Annotated in this window: 17 protein-coding genes and 1 tRNA gene; 6 read left to right on the top strand and 12 right to left on the bottom strand. The window is 34.4% G+C overall.

From position 1 onward, the window contains the following. Window positions 1–56: 56 nt before the first annotated feature. Window positions 57–2,015, bottom strand: a complete 1,959-nt coding sequence (locus LV89_RS00235) for a thiamine pyrophosphate-binding protein (protein ID WP_109740845.1) — start codon at window positions 2,013–2,015, stop codon at window positions 57–59. Between the two features lie 662 nt (window positions 2,016–2,677). Further along, entirely contained in the window at window positions 2,678–3,277 is a 600-nt protein-coding gene (locus LV89_RS00230) for a beta/alpha barrel domain-containing protein (protein WP_109740844.1), read from the bottom strand. Between the two features lie 171 nt (window positions 3,278–3,448). Between LV89_RS00230 and mnmA the strand changes: the two genes are divergently transcribed. From mnmA to LV89_RS00205, 5 genes are all read left to right on the top strand, one after another. Next, window positions 3,449–4,591, top strand: a complete 1,143-nt coding sequence (mnmA, locus tag LV89_RS00225; RefSeq protein WP_109740843.1) for a tRNA 2-thiouridine(34) synthase MnmA — start codon at window positions 3,449–3,451, stop codon at window positions 4,589–4,591. A gap of 33 nt (window positions 4,592–4,624) precedes the next feature. Beyond that, window positions 4,625–5,221, top strand: coding sequence for an aminotransferase class IV (locus tag LV89_RS00220; RefSeq protein WP_158279478.1), 597 nt, complete (start codon window positions 4,625–4,627; stop codon window positions 5,219–5,221). A 68-nt stretch (window positions 5,222–5,289) separates the two neighbouring features. Next, a complete protein-coding gene (locus LV89_RS00215; RefSeq protein ID WP_109740841.1) occupies window positions 5,290–6,600 on the top strand; it encodes an AAA family ATPase in 1,311 nt (436 codons plus the stop codon). Window positions 6,601–6,608: 8 nt separating this feature from the next. Continuing rightward, window positions 6,609–7,244 (top strand): retron system putative HNH endonuclease, encoded by a 636-nt coding sequence (locus LV89_RS00210; RefSeq protein ID WP_109740840.1) that lies wholly within the window; start codon window positions 6,609–6,611, stop codon window positions 7,242–7,244. A 10-nt stretch (window positions 7,245–7,254) separates the two neighbouring features. Beyond that, complete coding sequence (locus LV89_RS00205) at window positions 7,255–8,691, top strand: ATP-dependent DNA helicase (RefSeq protein WP_109740839.1); 1,437 nt, start codon at window positions 7,255–7,257, stop codon at window positions 8,689–8,691. 86 nt (window positions 8,692–8,777) lie between these two features. On the opposite strand, the gene LV89_RS00200 is transcribed toward LV89_RS00205, so the two are convergent. Beyond that, the gene (locus LV89_RS00200; RefSeq protein ID WP_146199038.1) at window positions 8,778–9,233 is read right to left on the bottom strand and encodes a hypothetical protein; all 456 of its coding nucleotides are present in this window, start codon (window positions 9,231–9,233) and stop codon (window positions 8,778–8,780) included. A 134-nt stretch (window positions 9,234–9,367) separates the two neighbouring features. Between LV89_RS00200 and LV89_RS00195 the strand changes: the two genes are divergently transcribed. After that, a complete protein-coding gene (locus LV89_RS00195) occupies window positions 9,368–12,532 on the top strand; it encodes a DUF4450 domain-containing protein (protein WP_109740837.1) in 3,165 nt (1,054 codons plus the stop codon). Window positions 12,533–12,573: 41 nt separating this feature from the next. On the opposite strand, the gene LV89_RS00190 is transcribed toward LV89_RS00195, so the two are convergent. The 9 genes from LV89_RS00190 to LV89_RS00150 form a co-directional block, all read right to left on the bottom strand. Continuing rightward, window positions 12,574–12,647, bottom strand: a tRNA-Arg gene (locus LV89_RS00190). Window positions 12,648–12,780: 133 nt separating this feature from the next. Next, window positions 12,781–13,230, bottom strand: coding sequence for a hypothetical protein (locus LV89_RS00185; RefSeq protein ID WP_109740836.1), 450 nt, complete (start codon window positions 13,228–13,230; stop codon window positions 12,781–12,783). A 513-nt stretch (window positions 13,231–13,743) separates the two neighbouring features. Continuing rightward, the gene (locus LV89_RS00180) at window positions 13,744–15,363 is read right to left on the bottom strand and encodes an ABC-F family ATP-binding cassette domain-containing protein (protein ID WP_109740835.1); all 1,620 of its coding nucleotides are present in this window, start codon (window positions 15,361–15,363) and stop codon (window positions 13,744–13,746) included. A gap of 164 nt (window positions 15,364–15,527) precedes the next feature. Further along, complete coding sequence (locus tag LV89_RS00175) at window positions 15,528–15,932, bottom strand: HNH endonuclease (RefSeq protein ID WP_109740834.1); 405 nt, start codon at window positions 15,930–15,932, stop codon at window positions 15,528–15,530. Further along, entirely contained in the window at window positions 15,929–16,162 is a 234-nt protein-coding gene (locus LV89_RS00170; RefSeq protein WP_109740833.1) for a hypothetical protein, read from the bottom strand. The genes LV89_RS00175 and LV89_RS00170 overlap by 4 nt, the downstream gene beginning before the upstream one ends. Before the next feature lie 84 nt (window positions 16,163–16,246). Next, a complete protein-coding gene (locus LV89_RS00165; protein ID WP_109740832.1) occupies window positions 16,247–17,575 on the bottom strand; it encodes a C69 family dipeptidase in 1,329 nt (442 codons plus the stop codon). A 117-nt stretch (window positions 17,576–17,692) separates the two neighbouring features. Then, window positions 17,693–18,667 carry an oxygenase MpaB family protein gene (locus LV89_RS00160; RefSeq protein WP_109740831.1) on the bottom strand — a complete coding sequence of 325 codons (975 nt, stop codon included), beginning with the start codon at window positions 18,665–18,667 and terminating at the stop codon, window positions 17,693–17,695. Window positions 18,668–18,852: 185 nt separating this feature from the next. Further along, window positions 18,853–19,425, bottom strand: a complete 573-nt coding sequence (locus tag LV89_RS00155) for an HIRAN domain-containing protein (protein WP_109740830.1) — start codon at window positions 19,423–19,425, stop codon at window positions 18,853–18,855. A gap of 58 nt (window positions 19,426–19,483) precedes the next feature. Next, entirely contained in the window at window positions 19,484–20,518 is a 1,035-nt protein-coding gene (locus LV89_RS00150) for a HipA domain-containing protein (protein ID WP_109740829.1), read from the bottom strand. Window positions 20,519–20,548: the final 30 nt, after the last annotated feature.

Genomic DNA, 20,548 nt, shown 5'->3' with positions numbered 1-20,548 from the left:
TGTTAAATAGTTATAAGTTTGATGTTTGTTATTCGAGATTTCAAATACAATTCCTATCAGAAAAGAGAAGGCAGATTAAAATTCGCTTTTTCATCTGCTGAACCACGCCCAGCTTTCAACATTGGCGTATCGCTTTCGACAGAATCTGCATGAAAAACATTCAATTCTGGTTGTAATAAATAGCGTTTATCAACCGAAATCATACTTCCATCAGGAGTCGTTACTGGCGTTGTTGGTGTATTTGAAGCAATTCTCATATCCAAAATATAGGACGTTTTATGATTCAAAACGTGGTCAATTCCTCTTGCTACGGCTTCATGAACGTTGGCTGGTGTTTGTACCACTTCTCCGTGTTCACCTCCAAATGCTTTGGCAAGATTTACAAAATCCATCTTTGGGCGTTCTAAACGCAAATAGCTCGGGTCTATCGTTTTAGGTTTCCAACCATAACCAGCCTCTGACCCATACGCTGCCACCACTTGTTGCAAACCTAATTGAAGCGTATGATATTCATGATTATTGGTAATGATATATAAAATCGGGAGTTTTTCGTGAGCAGCCGTCCACCAAGTTTGAGGATAAAATAAAGACGAACCATCTCCCACAGCATTAATAACTAATTTAGTACCAATGCCTTGCGTTGTTTTTTCTTCCAATTTTATCCCTAAAGATGCGGGCATCGACCAACCCAAAGAACCGCCTGCCACACAGTAATAACTGATTGGTTTTGCTCCTTCGGTACTAAAAGGAAGATAATATTGGAAAGGTGCTCCATCAGAAACCGCTTCGTGAACATACACGAAATTGTCAACCATTTCTCGTTTTTTAATTTCATCTTTCAGTGCTTTTGCAATCACAACTGCCCAAATATCAGATTGTTGCATCGCTTCTTCCAAATAAGATTCCCATTGATGAACACGTAATTGGGCTAACTTTTCAAGTTTATTATTTCGAGAGATAGCCCCCTCTGGACGCTGAGGTTTGATGTAATTATTCAGAATAGGTAAAGTAGCTTTTACGTCCCCTAAAATGGCTGATTCTCCATAGAAATTTTTGGCAATATCCCACGTATTGTTCGTCAAATAAACCTGAGTGACTTCTTTTGGAATCAATGGTCCATCTGAATATTTGAAAACCGCCAATTGAGCCTGAGCCCCAAAACCAACTAAAAATGCTACATCATGTCTTTTAAAAACCGACTGCACTCCCGCCTGACTTCCCGGTAATTCGCCTTGCCAATGGTAATCGTTATTTGGGAAATTGGCAACACTACTAAAAGTTTGTTGAACCACTGGAGCTCCAATTAATTCTGCTAATTCTTGAATTTCTGTCCAAGCATCAGCATAACCAACGGCATCGCCTGCCACAATTAATGGATTTTTGGCATTGGCTAAAATATCAGCCGCTTGTTTTATTGAAGCATCATCGCCCGTAAAATGAGGAGAAATACGTGTAATTCCTTCCATTTTTTGGTCGTCTTCAATAGCAACCATCATAAATTCCCAAGGAATAGAAATGAAAACAGGACCATTTGGTGGAGCCATCGCTTCTTTAAAAGCACGTTGTAAAACTAAAGGAACTTCTTCGGGCGTGCGAACTTCATGAGCCCATTTGGTATATTGACGAGCTAAATCAACCAAATTTGAAGCTAAAAGGGGTTCTTGGGTTACTAATTCATTTTGTTGTTGGCAACAAAGAATTATCAAAGGTGTGTTTGAACGATAAGCATTAAATAAATTGCCAATACTATGGGCAATTCCGGGGGTGACATGAACTACTAAAATTCCGGGTTTTCCTGTCATTCTTGCCGAACCCATTGCTGCCCCAATCGCAATATTTTCGTGCAGACATTCAATGTACTTTACTTCGTTTTCTGGATACGAAGTTCCATCAATAATCGGAATCTCATTTGTTCCGGGAACACCAAAAATGTAATGAATACCCAATTCTTTTAACGCATCGAACAAATAATCCCTTGTCCAACGAGTTGGATTTTCAATAGTAGCCTTTTTCATTAGTTATCAGTTTAAATTATACGGTTTGTTACTTGTGTGCTATAATTAGAAATTTAAGGCCACCCATCCCCTCACTCTTTCGTCCATTAAAATCTGCAATGAAAACTACTTTATCGACTTAATCATAAATTTCATGCTAAACTATGGAACAAAATCAACAAAAAAACAGGTAGAAATACCTGTTTTGCAATGAATCCAAGAAAATGATGATTAGCAATTTTTGACATCGACAGACACTATGATGTCTTTTGAAGGATTTTATTTCTCATTAAAAATAAAAGAGAAAGGTTATTGAGTAAATGGTAAACAATTTTAGAAAAACATTCTTTAAATTGACTTCATAAATCAAAATTTATCATGTAGTAACATATTCATTATCAATATGATACCAAATAATAAGATTTTAGATTATAAAGCAGATATTTATTTGGAAGTAATTGATTTTCAACTATTTTTGGATTAATATTTGTTCTAAACCAAGCATATATGTTACTTTTTTAATATTTACACGTTAAAAATTAAAAATTATGAAAAACAATCCTTACTAAAAAAATGACTGCCATGATTTTCGTCCTCTTCGCAATGCTTTTGCTGGGTATGGGAGTATATCTCAGCTTTAAAGTAACCATCAATAAAGATAAACGACTACCTACAAAAAACGCTTAGTCGTCTGACTCTAAGGCTTCTAAAGTATTCATTAATTCATCGAAATCACCAAATCCCGGTCTGATTTCATTTCCACCCGTTAGAGCAAGTCCAGACAATTGGGTTTGTTCCAGTAAATCGTTTGCGTTAGATTCTTTCACGCCAAATCCTAAAATAATTGGATATTGAAACGACCACGCATCAATTTGACTCAATACATCATTATCAATTACGCCAAAATCATCAGAATTTTCTAATAAAAAGTATTCAACATTCCCTTTTAACGTTTGGAAAAGTGCTGGCAAATTAGCCGTTGCAAAATCAACTTTCATAATAATCGGCTTGCCAATTCTTTGAAGTTCAGCCACAAGGGTCTCGTCACTAATTTGGATTAAATCAGGTTGGTATTGTTCGTTAAGTTCTATTATTTTCTTAACATCTTGCGAATCCGTTTCGCCGACTATCTGTACACCTGCCAGCCAGCCCCGCATTTCTTTAAACTTCTCAAAGTCTAATTCATCCATCGAAAAACCTAACATTTCTACGCCCATTCCTGCACAATAACGAGCGTCAGAAAGATTATTAAGGTTGGAAACTTTTACTGTTGTTTTTAGCATAATATGTAATTTGATTCTTCTGAATCGAAATTTGTTCCTAAATTTTCAACAAAACTATCATTAGCAAGCCTTAGAACCAAAGTATTTGTTGGTTTGTTGTAACTTTGCATTTCGATTCAAAAGAATCTTTTATAATTAACGAAGGGCTTTGAACCCTTGCAGACAAACAAAATGAGTAAACACGGAAGAATTTTAGTAGCCATGAGTGGCGGTATTGACAGTTCGGTGGCAGCGGTAATGCTACATGAAGAAGGCTACGAAGTCGTTGGAATGACGATGAAAACTTGGGATTATGCCTCCTCTGGCGGTACAAAAAAAGAAACAGGTTGTTGTTCTTTAGATTCCATCAATGATGCCCGTAATGTGGCAGTTCAATTGGGTTTTCCCCACTATATTTTAGACATCAGAAATGAATTTGGTGATGCTGTAATCGACTATTTTACAGGCGAATACATAGAAGGACGCACGCCAAATCCATGTGTAATGTGTAATACGCACATCAAATGGGACGCACTTTTGAGACGTGCCGATAAATTAGACTGTGAATTTATAGCGACGGGACATTACGCCAACATCAGAGAAGAAAACGGCAGACATATTATTTCTAAAGGATTTGACGCTTGGAAAGACCAAAGTTATGTTCTTTGGGGCGTTTCGCAAGAGAGTTTAGCTCGTACAAAATTGCCTTTGGGACATTTGACCAAGGCAAGAATCCGTGAAATGGCTACTGAACGTGGCTTTATGGATTTAGTCAATAAAGCAGAAAGTTACGAAATCTGTTTTGTACCGGATAACGATTATAGAGGTTTTATCAAACGTCGTGTTGATGGTTTAGAGGAAAGAGTAAAAGGCGGAAATTTCTTGGATACTGACGGTAAAATATTAGGCAAACACGAAGGTTATCCATTTTATACCATCGGACAACGGAAAGGTTTAGGAATCGCTTTGGGTTATCCTGCTTTTGTGACTGAAATCAGAAAAGAAACCAACGAAGTAGTTTTGGGTCGTGATAAAGATTTGGAAAGAGACGGAATGATGGTCGGACAGTTGAATTTATCAAAATATGCGTCCATCGAAAATCCAATTGAAACCGTTACCAAAGTTCGTTATAAAGATGCAGGAGCAGACGCTACTATTTGGCAAGAAGGCGATAAAATGAAAGTGCATTTTAAGGATTCAGTTTCTGGAATTGCTCCGGGACAAGCAGCAGTTTTTTACGAAGGAAACGACGTAATTGGCGGCGGATGGATTCTAAAATCGTTCAAACAAAATGCCGATACAGGCATTTATGCAGCAGTTACATTGAGTGAATGATTAAGTGATTTTTGCAATATGATTATAAAATCCATGCAACTATTAGAAACCATACAAATAAAAAACGGAACGCTTCAACATATCGAATACCATAATAATCGCTTGAATGCTTCACGAGCTGATTTATTTGATTGTCAAGATATTTTGAAGTTAGAAAATATCATGAAAATACCTTCTGAGTGTTCAGAAGGTATTTTTCGTTGTCGTGTGATTTATTCAAAAGAAATTGAAGAAATTACGTTTGTACCTTACGTTTACAAAGAAATTAGAACCTTAAAATTGGTTGATATTGGCGATTGGGATTATTCCTATAAATACGCCGACCGTAGTTTTTTAACGAAATTACTCACTGAAAACCAAAAAGTTGACGAAGTAATCATGACTAAAAATGGTTTCATTACTGACTGTACAATCGCAAATTTAGCATTTTACGATGGTAAAAATTGGGTCACGCCTTCAACGCCATTATTAAAAGGAACGAAAAGACAACAATTGCTTGATAGACAAGAAATTACAGAAAAAGAAATTAAGATTAAAGACTTAGAAAACTATCAAGGAGTTTGTCTGATAAATACCTTTCGGGAGTTGAGTAGCACAGGTTTCCAACCTGTATCTACGATTATTCAGTAAATTGACAGGTTGGAAACCTGTCCTACGGAAAAAATGATTATTTTTGAGAAAACAAGTAAAGAATTAATATGGAAAATTTCAGAATAGAAAGCCTTGAAATTAATAAAATAGGAGCTTTTGAGCATATAAAAATGGACTTTCCTAAAAAGACTGACCCAGATAAAGCTGAAATTCATATTTTGACTGGGGAAAATGGGACTGGGAAGAGTACGGTTTTAGAGTCTTTGGCACAGTCATTCGGAACAGGGGCAAATATAAATTTTCTTCCTAAAAAATTGTGGGATGATACAGGTATAGCAGATGTTCACTTTTCCGAAAACTTAAACTCAATTCTTGATTTTGACGTTTTAAAACAAAATAACACATTAGGTATAAATAAATTAGGGCAAATAAAATTTCAAGAAAAGATATTTAATTACAGTGAAAGACTAAATAATCCAGATGATTATACTTTTAATTTTGTAACTATTGCTTACAGTGGACACAGAAGTTTTAGTGATGTAAAAGTATCAGGAATTGACGAGAATTTAGAAAACTCTATGGTAAATGCTCTAAGTTTTCAAAAATCAATAAACCCTAAAACGATACTTCAATGGTTAGCCAATACAAAAAGTAAAGAATACATAGCAAAAGGCAAAGGGGACGAAAATAAATCATTACTTTTTGCTCAAAAGATATTAGATATAGAAAAGATTATTTCTGAAATAATTTGTGCTAAAAATGAAGAAAATGTAAGAATTGAATTAGAAGAGGATAAATTTCAAATTCAACTGAAGATAAGAAATCATTTTTTATCATTTGACCAATTACCCGATGGAATTAAAAGTGTATTTGGTTGGGTTGCAGATTTAGTTATTAGATTGCACAGATTGAAATGGGAAAACGATACACCCATTTTTGAAAGAAACTTCATCCTCTTCCTCGACGAAATTGAAGTCCATCTTCATCCAGCTTGGCAACGTAAAATTTTACCCGTTGTGCAAAAACTCTTTAAAAATGCACAAATTTTCATTTCCACGCATTCGCCTTTTGTGGTGGGGTCGGTCGATGGGGCTTGGGTGCATAAATTGAAGAAAGGTGATGATGGTTTTGCTGTATTGGATGGTGAGCCTGTTTTGTCGGAAGATGCAGAAAGTTATGATACTATTTTGGAAGAAATTTTTGGAATTAAAGAACGTTTTGGAGATGAAATTGAAATAAAACTTAAAGAGTTTAGTGATATTACCAAAGAAATTTTAAAAGGTAATGAACATAGATTAGTTAGATGGAATGAAATAATTCTATTTTTTGAAAATCAAGAACGTCCAGATGAAATCATGTCATACATAACCCCTCAAATACGTCAAATTAACAGAATTCGTAATCAAGTTGTAGCCTAATTTCTCAAATGTATAAAATTCCAAACATCAAACGTACTGAATCTGAACCACAAATACTGAAAGATAAAGGAAAAGAGTGGACAGATGATTTTATTGCTAAAAGAAAAGTAAACCCAAAATACAAACACAGTTGGATTAAAAATAGAGTAAATTATCACGATAAAATATCTCAGTCACTTGGCAAAATAACAGATTTCCACTGTTCATACTGCGACGAGTATCCATTGGATGAAAGAGCTAAAATTGATAATCAAATTGACCATTTTAAGCCAATTAGTAAAACTGAATTTATTCATTTAGCTTACGAATGGACAAATTTGTATTTATCTTGTGGCGGATGTAACAAATCGAAATTAGCCCAATACAGTGACCTAATTTTACGACCTGATGCCGATAATTATATCGCATCAGATTATTTTTTCTTTGACCCAATTACTGGCATAATAGAAATTAATGAGACAAAGGGAAAAGAATATGTAGAACGTGCAATTACCACAATAGACGTTTTTAATTTGAATCATCCAAGTATTGTGAAAAAACGGAAAAAAGCAATCAAGAATTTTTTAAGTGAAAAGTCTAATTCAGGAACTCAACTAAATATAAATGATTACGATTATAGAAATTTTATAGAACAACTCCTATAAATCCCAATAAATGTCCACCGAAAACCCAACTCCTTCCTTCCTCCTCCGTCAAAAATTTCCTTTTGAACCAACTACTGGGCAAGTCGAATTATTCCAAAAAATGGATAATTTCATGACCAATCAAGATGATTTTGGTCCACTTTGTTTTCTGTTGAAAGGTTACGCAGGTACGGGTAAAACTACCGTTATTAGTACTATCATTAAGGTTTTACCAAAATTTGGATTAAAGTCAGTACTTCTTGCTCCTACGGGTCGAGCAGCGAAGGTGATGAGTAATTATTCCAAGAAAAAATCTTTGACGATTCATAAGAAAATTTATCGTCAAGTTGCCAATGCTTTTACGGGAAATTTGGAATTTCAACGTCAAAATAATTACGCCACTAATACGGTTTTTATTATTGATGAGGCTTCCATGATTTCTGACGATGCAGAATTTGGCACAGCAGGTTTATTGACTGATTTGATGGAATTTATTTTCACTAATCCCGAAACTGATTATAACGGTAACAAGGTGATTTTTGTGGGTGATACCGCACAATTACCTCCTGTGGGCAAATTAAATTCTCCTGCTTTAGAAAAATCGTACATGGAAGGGCAATTTCATATTGGCGTTTTAGAGCAGGAATTAACCGATGTAATGCGTCAGGATGCCGACTCTGGCATCTTATTTAATGCTACCAAATTACGAGATTTATTAAGAGAAAATGCTCCTAAAATCAGCTTTACGACCAAAGGTTTTAGAGATTTTTATAAAATGACGGGCGAAAAATTGGAAGATGGATTAAATTATGCCTACCGAAAATTTGACCGTGAAAATACCATTATTCTCACCCGTTCCAACAAAACTGCGGTTCAGTATAATCGCTATATCCGACAAAGAATTTTCTCTCAAGAAGATGAATTGGCAGCAGGAGATTTATTGATGATTGTACGAAATAATTATCATTGGTTAAGCGAAGATTCTCCCGCAGGATTTTTGGCAAATGGCGATTTTGTGGAAGTTATGAAAATCAGAGGAATTGAGGAGATGCACGGATTCAGATTTGCAACTTTGACCTTGCGACTTTTGGATTATGAAGACCATCCACACATTGAAGCAAAAGTGATGTTGGATACGCTTTATACCAACACACCTGCGATGTCGAAAGATGAAAACAAAGCCCTTTATGAGTCCGTTTCGGCAGATTATGCCCATATTCTTACTAAAAAAGAACGCAATGAGGAAATCCGTAAAGATAAATATTTGAATGCTTTACAAGTAAAATTTGCTTATGCTCTTACTTGTCATAAGTCGCAAGGTGGGCAATGGAATGCTGTTTTTATTGAACAAGGTTATTTAACCGATGAACTTATCAATGAAGATTTTATTCGTTGGCTTTACACTGCCATTACCAGAGCAACCCATGAAGTGTTTTTGTTGAATTTCCACAATGATTTTTTTGACTGAGATGATAGCACACGGATTTAATGGATTAGACACGGATAGAATTATTAAATCCGTGTCTAATCCATTAAATCTGTGTGCTATCAACCCTACTCAAAGTTGCGTAATTTCTTCTTCGATAATTCGTAACTCACAATAGCAGGAATGTAAAAAGTTATATCTGCCAATAGTTTCGCCAACACCACTCCTACCGACAAATTATCCATCCAAATTGGTAAATAATACATCAAGACAGGACGAATAAACAGACTATCAAATAATTCAGCAATCCCGAATTCTACCAATAAGGCCCTGATGTTTTTATAGAAAGTTGTAAGGGAATATGGTTTATCAATACTTCGTAATTGCTTTTGTGCGAGCAAAATATCACCTATTAAAATTGTTCCAAAATAGCCAATATTCCCTATCCAAGTGCCAATTAATGCCGTTGTAATTTTACTATTGGTTAGTTTAAAAGCAAGCCAAGATGATAAAACGGTAAGCATTAAAGAAATTACTTCAGCCCAGCCATATCGCTTTATCCACTCTTTAATCTTAATTTTCATGCTTAATTTCATTCAATTTTGACCATAAAGGTATTCCATTTTCTGGGAAAGATTGGTCAAGACTTTGAGTAAAAATTGAACCCTTACAATCTTAATGTCTTGATTATCAATTTTATTCTCTAAAACTCTTTGTAATGCGTAACATAATCGCTCTTTTATTTTTATTTTTTGGTTGTGTCCAAACCATTTTCGGACAAACAACGCCCATCATCAAACATTTACATTATAGTCCAACTCACGGCAAAGGTTTTCGTTGTGAAAATCCCAAGCAGAAATTTAATCGTGCTTTATACGGCTCAAATACTGCTTTTCGAGTAGAAACAGGGGATTTTCCAGAATTTGCCATGTACTTACCAGGCATGGGCGGAAACTGTAAGATTGGTTTAATTAATGAAGGTAAAAGCAAATGGATTTCAGAAGCAAAAAACATCGAAACTATCTATGAAGATGGGGCAATGTTTTATCAAATTAAAGATGATTTATTGGGTTCTGCCATTTTAAAACTAAAAGTTACCGCAACTTATAGCACCGAAGGAATGCTAATTGATTACCAAGCAATTGGGAATATTCCGAAGAATTTAAAGATAATTTTTCTTTACGGAGGAATTACAGGCAAAAAATTCAATCGTGACGGGGACATTGGTGCAGACCCAGAAAGTGTCTTTTATTTAACACCCGAAAAATGCCTAAATAATCAATTTCAGTTGAATAAAAATCAATTTAAAGTTCAGTATAACCCCAAAGATTCTACACAAATAATGGCAGGGATTTTCCCTAAAAATTATGAATTAGCCATCGCCAACGCAGTCAATGTAAATTTACCTCAAAATATAATTTCTACTAAAGAACACACCGCAACGCCTTGTTTGATAGCTTCGGGTACATTAAAAAATACGAGCCAGTTTTGTTATATTCAGAAAGGAAATCTTGCTTTTGAGTATGAAAAAATTTCAACATTTGCTCAAGAAAACGATGTTTTACGTCAGCAAATCCTCAATACAATTCAGATAAATACGCCCGATTCTTTACTCAATCCACTCGGACAAGCTTTAAGTTTAGCGGCAGATGCCATTTGGGAAAATCCAACGTATATGCACGGAGCAATTGCTTGGCGAATGCGTTTGCCTGCTTGGCGAGGACCTTATATTGCTGACGTTTTGGGGCAACATGACCGTGCCAAAACTCATTTTTCGGCTTATGCAAAATCGCAAGTTGGAAGTAATGTTCCATTAACAGATTTTTTGCCAGATACAGCGATGAATATGGCTCGACAAGTTGAAAAAATTGGGAAAGCAATTTTTACCGATGGTTACATTTGTCGAAATCCAAATGGTGACATAAAAGCACATCACTATGATATGAATTTGGTGTATATCGACCAACTTCTTAATCATTTTAATTGGACAGGCGACACCACTTATTTACGAGAAATATTCCCCGTTATTGAAAAACATTTAGCATGGGAAAAACACAATTTTGACCCAGACAATGACGGTCTATTTGATGCTTATTGCTGCATTTGGGCGAGCGATGCACTTCAATACAGCGGTGGAGGCGTTACGCATTCAACCGCTTACAATTACCGTGCATTTCGTTCAGCGGCACAATTAGCCAAAATTTTGGGTAAAAACGATAAGCCTTTTCAAGATGAAGCCAATAAGATTTATAAAGTTTTACAAGAAAAATTATGGCTAAATGAAACAGGTTGTTTTGCAGAATACAAAGACGCTTTGGGCTTACAACAAACTCATCCATCGGCAGCAGTTTGGACAGTTTACCATGCCATAGATTCAGAAGCGGCATCGTCTGAACAACAATTTAGCATGACGAAGTATATTGATAAAAATATTCCAAAAATTCCATTTTCTATTCCAGAACTCAAACAAGACTTTTATCTCCTCAGCACCACCAATTGGCAACCTTACACATGGAGTATCAACAATGTGGCATTGGGCGAAAATTTGCATACGGCTTTAGCTTGTTGGCAAGGCGGAAACCCAACTTTAGCATACAATATTTGGCGAAATAACATCATTGAAAGCTTTTACACCTCCGCTTCTCCGGGAGGATTTGAGCAACTATCAAGCTTAGACGCCATGCGAGGCGAATTATACCGTGATTTTGCCGATGGTATAGGAATGGCAGGCAGAAGCCTAATTGAGGGCTTATTTGGCATAAAACCGCATTTATTAGCAGGGAAATTAACCATTGAACAAGGTTTTCCTAAAACATGGGATTTTGCAAGTTTGAAAACTAAAGATATTTCATTTGATTTTAAACGAAATAAACAAAAATCAATATACAATATCAAAACAGGATTTAACCAAGCCATTGAATTATCCATGTTTATTCCTTGCGAATATTCAACCGTAAAATCAGTCAATGTAAACGGAAAGAAAGTTGAAAGCCATTTATTGAAAAAAGGAGATTTAACTTTTCTTTCTTTCACGACTACAAAAGGAAAAGATTTTAAAATTGAAATTATTTATGGAGAAGAAAAAATAAGAGAAGAAAGCAAAAATATCGTTGAAAAAGTATCAGAAAGTAAAATCGAAAGAAAACTCTATTCTAACATTTTCCACACAATTGATTTAAGTAAAACGTTCAACGAGAAAGTAACCAATATTTTCAAAAACGAATATCTGAGTCCACGCCCACAATCCGCAACATTACAACTTCCAACACAAGGAATTGGCAATTGGTGCTATCCATTAACCGACGCCATAATTGATGATTCTGGCTTACGCAAAAATGCCCAAGAAGAAAACGAACAAATATTCTTTGACAAGATACCGTTCCGTACACCCTCAGACGCTCAAAAGAACAATATTGCCTTTGTCAGCAAATGGGATAATTTTCCAGATACGTTATCCATAAAAACGGAAAGCCTCACAGGACAAAGATTGCATTTATTAATGGCAGGAACGACCAATCCTATGCAAAGCCAAATGAATAATGGGAAAGTGGTAATAACTTTTGAAAACGACAGTAAACAAGAATTTCATTTGAATAACCCAAACAATTGGTGGCCAATAGAACAGGATTTTTTTTACGATGGAAAAGCGTTTAAATATTCTCAGACCGAGCGTCCGACCAGACTATTGTTAAAAACAGGAAAGTTTACCAAAGAGGATATTAAATACAACAGCATTAAAGGATTCAGCAATAAAGCCATTGATGGCGGAGCTGCAAATGTTTATGAAATAAATATTCCTAAAACTCCAATTAAAGCAATTCAAATGATTGCTTTAAACAACGATGTAATTATTGGATTGATGGCGGTGACAGTTGAAGAATAGAAACAAAAAAGCCTCTTTACATTACGTAGAGAGGCTTTTAGTGATCTCGTAGGGATTCGAACCCCAAACCTTCTCATCCGTAGTGAGATGCTCTATCCAGTTGAGCTACGAAACCATTTCCCGTTGTTTGGGACTGCAAAATTAGGAGATTAATTTTAAAATACAAAGCAGAAACAAGAAAAAAATGCAAAAAAAATCAGTCAATTTTACAACTGACTGATTTTAAGAAATTTACATTTAAAAATATTTTACTGTGGAATCATTTTTAAATTAGCATCTCCCGTTATTCCTTGATAAGTTACCTTTCCTTTGACTTCAAAATTGGTATCAGTCAACTGAATTATTAAAGCTTCTCCGTCTAAACCTGTAATGCCAGAACCAGAAATTATAATTTTAGTTTCATCTGTTGACAAACTCCATTTTGCAGATATTGGAAGCGTTTTTCCATTATTATCAAATCCTGACACACTACCATCAGATTTAAAGGATAACGAAACTTTTGCAAATCCTAAGTTTAGAACATCTGTTCCGCCTTTTGTATAGACTGGTGTACCTAACGCTATTACTTCATTGATTATCCATACTTTCGCTGTAATTAACTCAGTTTTTGTTTTTGCTGGAGTCGTTGTTTCGTCTTTTTTACAAGATGATACGAATCCTAAAATGACCATTGCCAAAATTATTGATAGGTTTTTCATTGTTTGGGTTTGTTAAAATATGTGATGTGTTTATAACTGTTTATGATTAAATGTTAGTATTTAATCCATATAAAAATAATAAAATTATTGTTTTGAAGGAAGACATGATGAATTTATGAAAAAAATTATATTTTTTTATCGCTTTTTTCTTTCTCAAAAACAAAAGAAAATTTGGAATTAGTACATGAAATTTAATATAAAACCTTAAAAAAAAGCGTATTAACAAATATTAACAGATTTAAAAAAATTCACATTTGGTAAGTTTTGTGACTTTAGAAAAGCTTTAACGTTATAAGTATGTAATTAGAATAATACAATTACAAACCCGATGAAGATAGTGGCGGCTATTGGAGTCGGGACTAAACACCAACCACTAATAACATTCAATTATTGCCTAACCACAAAGTTATTACAATACCCTAACTCTCAAAAAAGAGCCTAAGACATCAAATAAAACATACCTAACTGTTAATAAATGTAAAAACCCTGAGAAAATTCTCAGGGTTTTGTTTTTTATCCGTAAATTTCATTTTTCTGAGCTTTTACACGCTCGTCAGTAATGTAATCATCAAAAGTCATTAATTTATCTAAATAACCTTTTGGTCCAAGTTCTAAAATACGTGTTGCCACGGTTTGCGTTAATTGGTGGTCATGACAAGTAAATAAAATTGTTCCTGCAAAATCAACCATTCCGTTGTTCAATGCCGTAATTGACTCTAAGTCTAAGTGGTTGGTTGGTTCGTCGAAAATGGCTACGTTTGAACCCGACAACATCATTCTTGAGAACATACAACGTTGTTTTTCACCCCCAGAAATTACAGTACATTTTTTCAAGGCTTCGTCTCCTGAGAACAACATTCTACCCAAGAATCCACGAATAAATGATTCGTCTTTTTCAGTTGAATATTGGCGTAACCAATCTACCAAGTTTAATGAACCATCTTCAAAATACTTAGCATTATCATTTGGCAAATATGCCTGAGTGGTAGTCACTCCCCATTTGAAAGTTCCTGCATCGGCAGTTCTTTCGCCCATCAAAATATCAAATAAAGCACTAACAGCCAATGAGTCACGAGAAAGAACGGCTAATTTATCTCCTTTCGTTAAAGTGAATGACACATCTTTAAACAAATATTCTCCTTCTGGATTTTTAGCTGACAAACCTTCTACTGAAAGTAATTGGTCACCTGCTTCACGTTCAGGTTTGAAGTTGATAAATGGATAACGACGTGATGAAGGTTTAATGTCTTCAACTTGTAATTTATCCAACATTTTCTGACGAGAAGTTGCTTGTTTTGACTTCGCAACGTTAGCAGAGAATCGGCGAATAAATTCCTCCAATTCTTTACGTTTTTCATCAGTTTTCTTGTTTTGGTCAGCACGCTGACGAGCCGCTAATTGTGATGATTCGTACCAGAAAGTGTAAGTACCCCCGTATAATTGAATTTTTCCAAAATCTAAATCGGCAATGTGCGTACAAACGTTATCTAAGAAGTGACGGTCGTGAGAAACAACAATTACGGTATTTTTAAAATTTGTCAAGAAATTCTCTAACCAAAGAATAGACTCAATATCTAAGTTGTTGGTAGGTTCATCTAATAACAAAATATCTGGAGAACCAAATAAAGCTTGTGCCAAAAGCACTTTTACTTTTTCAGAACCCGAAACATCTTTTAACAAGGTATAATGCAAATCTTCTTTAATTCCCAAGCCACTTAACAATTGCCCAGCTTCAGATTCAGCTTCCCAACCATTCATTTCAGCAAATTCTGCTTCGAGGTCAGCAGCACGGTTTCCGTCTTCTTCTGTAAAATCTTCTTTTAAATAAATAGCATCTTTCTCAACCATAATATCATAAAGGCGTTTATTCCCCATGATAACCGCTTGTAATACAGGAACTTCCTCATATTCAAAATGGTTTTGCTTTAACATTGACATACGCTCACCGGGGTTCATCGATACAGAACCTGTTTGCGAGTCGATTTCACCCGAAAGAATTTTCAAGAAAGTTGACTTTCCTGCACCATTTGCACCAATCAAACCGTAGCAGTTTCCTTCTACAAACTTGATATTTACATCTTCAAAAAGTACCCGTTTTCCGAAACGGAGTGAAACATTTGATACGTTTAACATTTATCTTGTATTTGCTTAATTCTTAATAAAGTACAAAATTACGATATTGTATGGAGATTGGGAAATTTTAATGCCAAGTTATTGGTATTTCACGGGAAAGATTACTGTGTTACAAACCAGTACCTCAATAAAAAATCCCATAAGAAGCTCTTACAGGATAATCGTTAGTAAAGTCCAAGTTTTATTAATTCGATTCTAAAAATAACTCTATCTACATCATTGAATTTAAAAATTTGCTCGGTAACTTTTGCAATATCTGTCTTGCTCAAAATTAATCCATTAATAATTTCAAAATTATCTTTCCATAATTCTATACGAGGATTAAAGAACCTAACAAGCTCATCATCAATAGTATAACTACCAATATCCGTTCCTTTAAAGTGATTACAATCGGGGCAACAATAAGCCAAATTATCTACTTCCGAACTTCCTCCGTGCTTTAAACTACGAATATGGTCAATATGAAAATTATAGAATGAAACTTTATCGGGCAATAGACAATATTCACATCTAAAATTTGCTCGCAGTGCAATTTGTTGCTTTAATTTGGCAGAAATTCCTTTTCTCATGCCGACACAAGACTCAATGCACGTGCTTTGGCAAGTCCAATAATCCGATTCAGCATAAGATAATGCTCTAACTCGTTTAATTCATCTTTTGAAAGTCTTTTTTCTGTTTGTTTATCTAATAAAAAGTCAAGTCTATTTTGATTAGCTTTTGAAGGTTTAAAAGCTATTACTTTTTCGGGATTCATTGATGCCATGAAACTGGCAACTTCATCATAAACTGTTTGAACCATGATTTCATTTGTTTTGTACAAATATAAAAATATTTTGAATCCATAGGTAGTTAAAGATAAGATTTCACGGGAAAGATTCTCGTGTTACAAACCCACTTTCTTATTCAAATTTCGCCAGAAAAAGTAGTAAAACGGATTCCAAGATGCTGGTCGCCAAGCGATTTTTGATGCTTTATTGTTCCAATCTATTAAAGCTTTAAATGAGGTTTGAAAACTATTTTTCGAGAAATTCTGCAAAGTTTCTTCTGTTGGATTTCCTTTAAAAAATTGTTGTTCTTCTTCTATCAAACGTTGTTGAATTTGCTCTTTTTCTTGTTTCACAATCCCAACTAAAGCTTGGTAATTAAGATTTCCTAAACGGTATAACCTTTCTGAAATCCACCAAAGGGTTTTACGGTCAAATTTTACATCAGGTACTTGATAAACATCATTCAATACTCCATTTTCTCCAAAGAAAAATGGCTTATAAATTGACAAACTCGAATTTGAAGACCCTGTTAACCAAACAGTTACAGGCTTATCTTTTCTAATTTCTACAATCATTGAACCTACCGTCGAGTTAGGGTTCAGTTTGCCCGTTGCGTGCATACACACGTCTTTTGTTGTGGCTTTATAAGGAGCAAATTTATCGTCAGATAAATAATGTGAAGACAATATTTCGATGGCTGACTGAATATTAAACCCTTGTTTTTCAGCACCTTTCATGGTTACATTCTGTCGAGTTTTACAAGAACTCACCCAAGTCATGAGGGGGTCTGAATATACTTTTGCAAAACTAAATTTCCCTGATTTGTAAAATCCTTTTTCTTGAGCAAAAGTGATAGCTTTCTCAGAAATTGAATCATAATCATCCGTAATGGTTAAACCATTTGAAATGCTTGCATAAGTATTTACTTTTTTAGTTACCCATTGATTTCCAGCCGTTTCTAAAACAAAAGCATTTTCAGCATCGGCAATAATAAAGGAATTATCATAGTAAAAATCACGATTTTGATAACCTCCACAAGCATCTTGACCGTATTTTTGGAGTAATTCAATGATACATTTTAAAGCTTCATCAGCCGTTTTTGAACGTTCAAGAGCCAACCTCAACAAATCCATTCCTGTCAATCCTTGATTGGTTTTTTGATGTTTAACTTTGGTAAAAATGGCTTCATTTCCAATGGTTACACCGTATTCATTTACGCCCATTTCGGCACCCCACATCCAAAAAGGTTTTGACAAAATAACCTCAAAAGTTTCTTCAACTTGCGGAATATCAATATAAGTACAACGCAATGTTTCTTCGATGTGCTTCATTCTTGGATAACGCACAATTGCCTGAGCCTCATTGGGTTCACGGTCGGAGTTTTTACCAAAAATTACGCTATTTGATTTAGTTACAGGAGGTAAGGCAATAAAAGTATCACACATAATTTATCAGTTTCGATGCTAAAAATTCGATATTTATCCAATCTCAGCATAATGATTTTACAGGTTTATAGCGTAAAATTATACGAAAATTGATATAGTCGAGTCTGTGAGACGATATTATTGCTTAAATAGAATGGAAGTTGGAATAAAAGGGATTAGTTTTTTCTCGAAAGTTACAGCAGGAATTCCTAAAATATCTGCCACTTTATCGCCCATCAAAAACCGCATTTGAGCCGCAGGAAAAGATTTTAATAAAGGATTCTCTACAAATTTCTCCATCGTATTCAATAATGCTTTTGTCAATAATTTTCCTTCTTCGGAAGGTCTAAATTGGCGTTTGGCAATTATTTTATCCAACACAAACGCTTCTCTTAAATTATTAGGAATCAATACTTTATCAACTCCCATGATTACTGAAATAACATTCCAAAGATGTAAATAGGCTTCCGAATCTGATTCAGAAGGTTCATCTCCCGACTTTCTCATTCCACGAATCACAATATATGAAAATGCTCCGTTTGTTCCTGCCATATCTTCTTGGTTTACGGGTTTTCCCCAAGCTAAATTCCAAGTGCCGTGATATTCAGTAAGAAAACGAATTGCAGCGTGCATCAATCTCACTTTCAATATTTCATGAAAGGCTTCTCCGTTATTCCAGTTTTTTTCTTGGGTAATAATCTGAATAAATTCGCCAGTTTCTTCCAAACGTTTTAGGGTATCGGTTTGAATACGTTGCGACATTGCCAAAACCTTTGCACCGTCTGCTCCTGCGTAACAATACGGAAGTGACAAACACACCAATAATACCCCGATTTGTTGCTGATTTTTCTGAAAGAAATCGATACCTTGTTTCATCAGTTTTTTATCCGCAAAATCTGGCAGAAAGCTATTTTGATTAATAAACTGATTAACAATTTCAAACTTAGACGCTGACTCTGAACTATTTAACCAAACAAACATTTCTCTCACACTCGTAATTCCATGTGTTTCGTGCAGACGAAAAATTACGTCATCTGCTAATAAATCTCCCGTTTGACGGAGTTTATCCATTAACTCATTTGGGAATTGACGGGTGGGTTTTATGGGTTTCATGTCTTTAAGTTATAATAGTTAAAGCCTAGGAATGGTCAAATAGTTTTTACTTGACTCGGATTTTCACACTAAATGTTACTTTTTATTTTAACACTATTATATGTACGTTAATAACTCATCATATATCCAACAAAAAAGGAATCACCTAATATTAGGCGACTCCTTTTGACAAGAATTTATTTCAATCAAAGCTCAACTAATATAAATACATTCTTGATGCGTCCATTTTGGTCTAATGCTTTTACAGTTAAGGATACGGGGTATTTTAAATCTTGAAAAAAACGACTGTGAATTTGTTTTATATAACCCACTTTTGTCCTGTCTTTATAAACGGCTACTGCTTTTTTATCAATTGGATTATCCTTTTCAATTTTATAAGTAAGTTTATCTCCAATTTTAAAAAAATCTTTTGGTAATTCAATATGACTTAATCCAGCAAGGTCTGTAACAAACTTCATTCCCTTTTGTGGATGATATTCCCCTAAGAATTCGAGATTATCGGTTGGTGAACTACCTTGTGTTAGTGCTAAAATTTCAAAATTATCAACAGCTTTTTCAGCTTCCCAAAAAGATAAAAAATGTTGCCTATCAGGTCTGTCTTTTCCAATGACTCTGTGATTAATCAACTGAGTAACATCTTTATTTGTAACCTTTTCCAAATCATGAAAACCTGCTAAATAGTCTAATCCATCAGCTTTTGCTTTTTCTAATGCTTTGGGGAAAGATTGAAATATTACTCCCGATGCATTACGTTTCATTTTAGCAACGATGTGTCTGCGACTACCCGCTTGTTTTCTCCAAGATATGTAAATGACCCTAATCAAGTATATTTTTAAGTTTTTGAAATCTGAAAATCAATAATTCTGTTATAAAATGTTTGCGATGCAAAGTTAGCCTTGATTTCTGAATTTCTAAAGGTATTTGTTCGTCTATTTGAGTAACAATGGATTTGATAGAATCGTGCAAATTATCTATTTTTAATTGGTTGAAAATAGATTTAAGCGATTGATTATCCGTATCGTGAATCTGTCTAACTATTTCAAAAAGACCAATTCTGTCTTTATTCCACCTAATTTCACTTTTACCTTTTTCTGTATAACTTTCAATTCTTTTTTTATCCTTTATAAAATCTTGAATCTTGATTTCTTCAATTTCTCTTCCCAAACAGCAACCACTATCATAGATAGAAGAAGATATGTGGGTTGTGCTTATTGAAAGTTTCAGTTTTGAATCATTATTTTGAAAATAATTGCTATATTTTTTTCTGTTTAATAAAAAATGGAAAATTAACTTGAATAGCGTTGGATTGCTATTGGGATTAAGTTTTGGTAAATCTATTTTTGCTGAGAAATTTCTAATAAAAGCCCAATTTTCGGTATGTCTATCAGTGTTACCAATTAGAGCATCAAAAATTATTAATTCATGGAAATGAGTCAATAAATGGTTAAAATCATCTTTTTTGCAAAGTTCTTCAATATCTTGATAACTAAAAAATGGTTTATCAGACATTATAAATGTTTCTATATGGTCATTAAGAATTTCAACTCCATGATAAAGTACCTGTCCTTCGTCAGGATTAACCATTCTTTTGGATAGACAGCCTAAATTGCCTTTGTAGTAGCCTATATTATAATCCAAAACATTCAATCCGAGCATTTGACCAAATTTACTGGAAATAATTTCTGACCAAAATTCAAGTTCGTAGCGTGTATGAGATTCTTTAAAAAAATAAACTTCTGAGGTTTCTGGCTGTTCAAAAATCGTAATGGAACTTGACCCTTTTTGTGGACGTTCCCATTCTTTTGGAATCCAATCAGATAAATCAGTAAAGGTGGTTTTTAATATCATCATTAAATATATTCACATTTTAATTTACTTACA

The organism is Arcicella aurantiaca (assembly GCF_003148625.1).
GTDB classification, from domain to species: domain Bacteria; phylum Bacteroidota; class Bacteroidia; order Cytophagales; family Spirosomataceae; genus Arcicella; species Arcicella aurantiaca.
The sequence above is the reverse complement of the archived record's forward strand: the minus strand, read 5'-3'. Positions and strand labels throughout refer to the sequence as shown.

Bases quoted from the DNA above. Each gene is read 5' to 3' on its own strand.
- LV89_RS00230 (WP_109740844.1), bottom strand. From the start codon at position 3,277: ATGCTAAAAACAACAGTAAAAGTTTCCAACCTTAATAATCTTTCTGAC.
- LV89_RS00155 (WP_109740830.1), bottom strand. From the start codon at position 19,425: ATGAAACGTAATGCATCGGGAGTAATATTTCAATCTTTCCCCAAAGCA.
- LV89_RS00235 (WP_109740845.1), bottom strand. From the start codon at position 2,015: ATGAAAAAGGCTACTATTGAAAATCCAACTCGTTGGACAAGGGATTAT.
- LV89_RS00170 (WP_109740833.1), bottom strand. From the start codon at position 16,162: ATGGTTCAAACAGTTTATGATGAAGTTGCCAGTTTCATGGCATCAATG.
- LV89_RS00210 (WP_109740840.1), top strand. From the start codon at position 6,609: ATGTATAAAATTCCAAACATCAAACGTACTGAATCTGAACCACAAATA.
- LV89_RS00215 (WP_109740841.1), top strand. From the start codon at position 5,290: ATGGAAAATTTCAGAATAGAAAGCCTTGAAATTAATAAAATAGGAGCT.
- LV89_RS00205 (WP_109740839.1), top strand. From the start codon at position 7,255: ATGTCCACCGAAAACCCAACTCCTTCCTTCCTCCTCCGTCAAAAATTT.
- LV89_RS00175 (WP_109740834.1), bottom strand. From the start codon at position 15,932: ATGAGAAAAGGAATTTCTGCCAAATTAAAGCAACAAATTGCACTGCGA.
- LV89_RS00220 (WP_158279478.1), top strand. From the start codon at position 4,625: ATGCAACTATTAGAAACCATACAAATAAAAAACGGAACGCTTCAACAT.
- mnmA (WP_109740843.1), top strand. From the start codon at position 3,449: ATGAGTAAACACGGAAGAATTTTAGTAGCCATGAGTGGCGGTATTGAC.
- LV89_RS00185 (WP_109740836.1), bottom strand. From the start codon at position 13,230: ATGAAAAACCTATCAATAATTTTGGCAATGGTCATTTTAGGATTCGTA.
- LV89_RS00200 (WP_146199038.1), bottom strand. From the start codon at position 9,233: ATGAAAATTAAGATTAAAGAGTGGATAAAGCGATATGGCTGGGCTGAA.
- LV89_RS00195 (WP_109740837.1), top strand. From the start codon at position 9,368: ATGCGTAACATAATCGCTCTTTTATTTTTATTTTTTGGTTGTGTCCAA.
- LV89_RS00165 (WP_109740832.1), bottom strand. From the start codon at position 17,575: ATGTGTGATACTTTTATTGCCTTACCTCCTGTAACTAAATCAAATAGC.
- LV89_RS00180 (WP_109740835.1), bottom strand. From the start codon at position 15,363: ATGTTAAACGTATCAAATGTTTCACTCCGTTTCGGAAAACGGGTACTT.
- LV89_RS00150 (WP_109740829.1), bottom strand. From the start codon at position 20,518: ATGATGATATTAAAAACCACCTTTACTGATTTATCTGATTGGATTCCA.
- LV89_RS00160 (WP_109740831.1), bottom strand. From the start codon at position 18,667: ATGAAACCCATAAAACCCACCCGTCAATTCCCAAATGAGTTAATGGAT.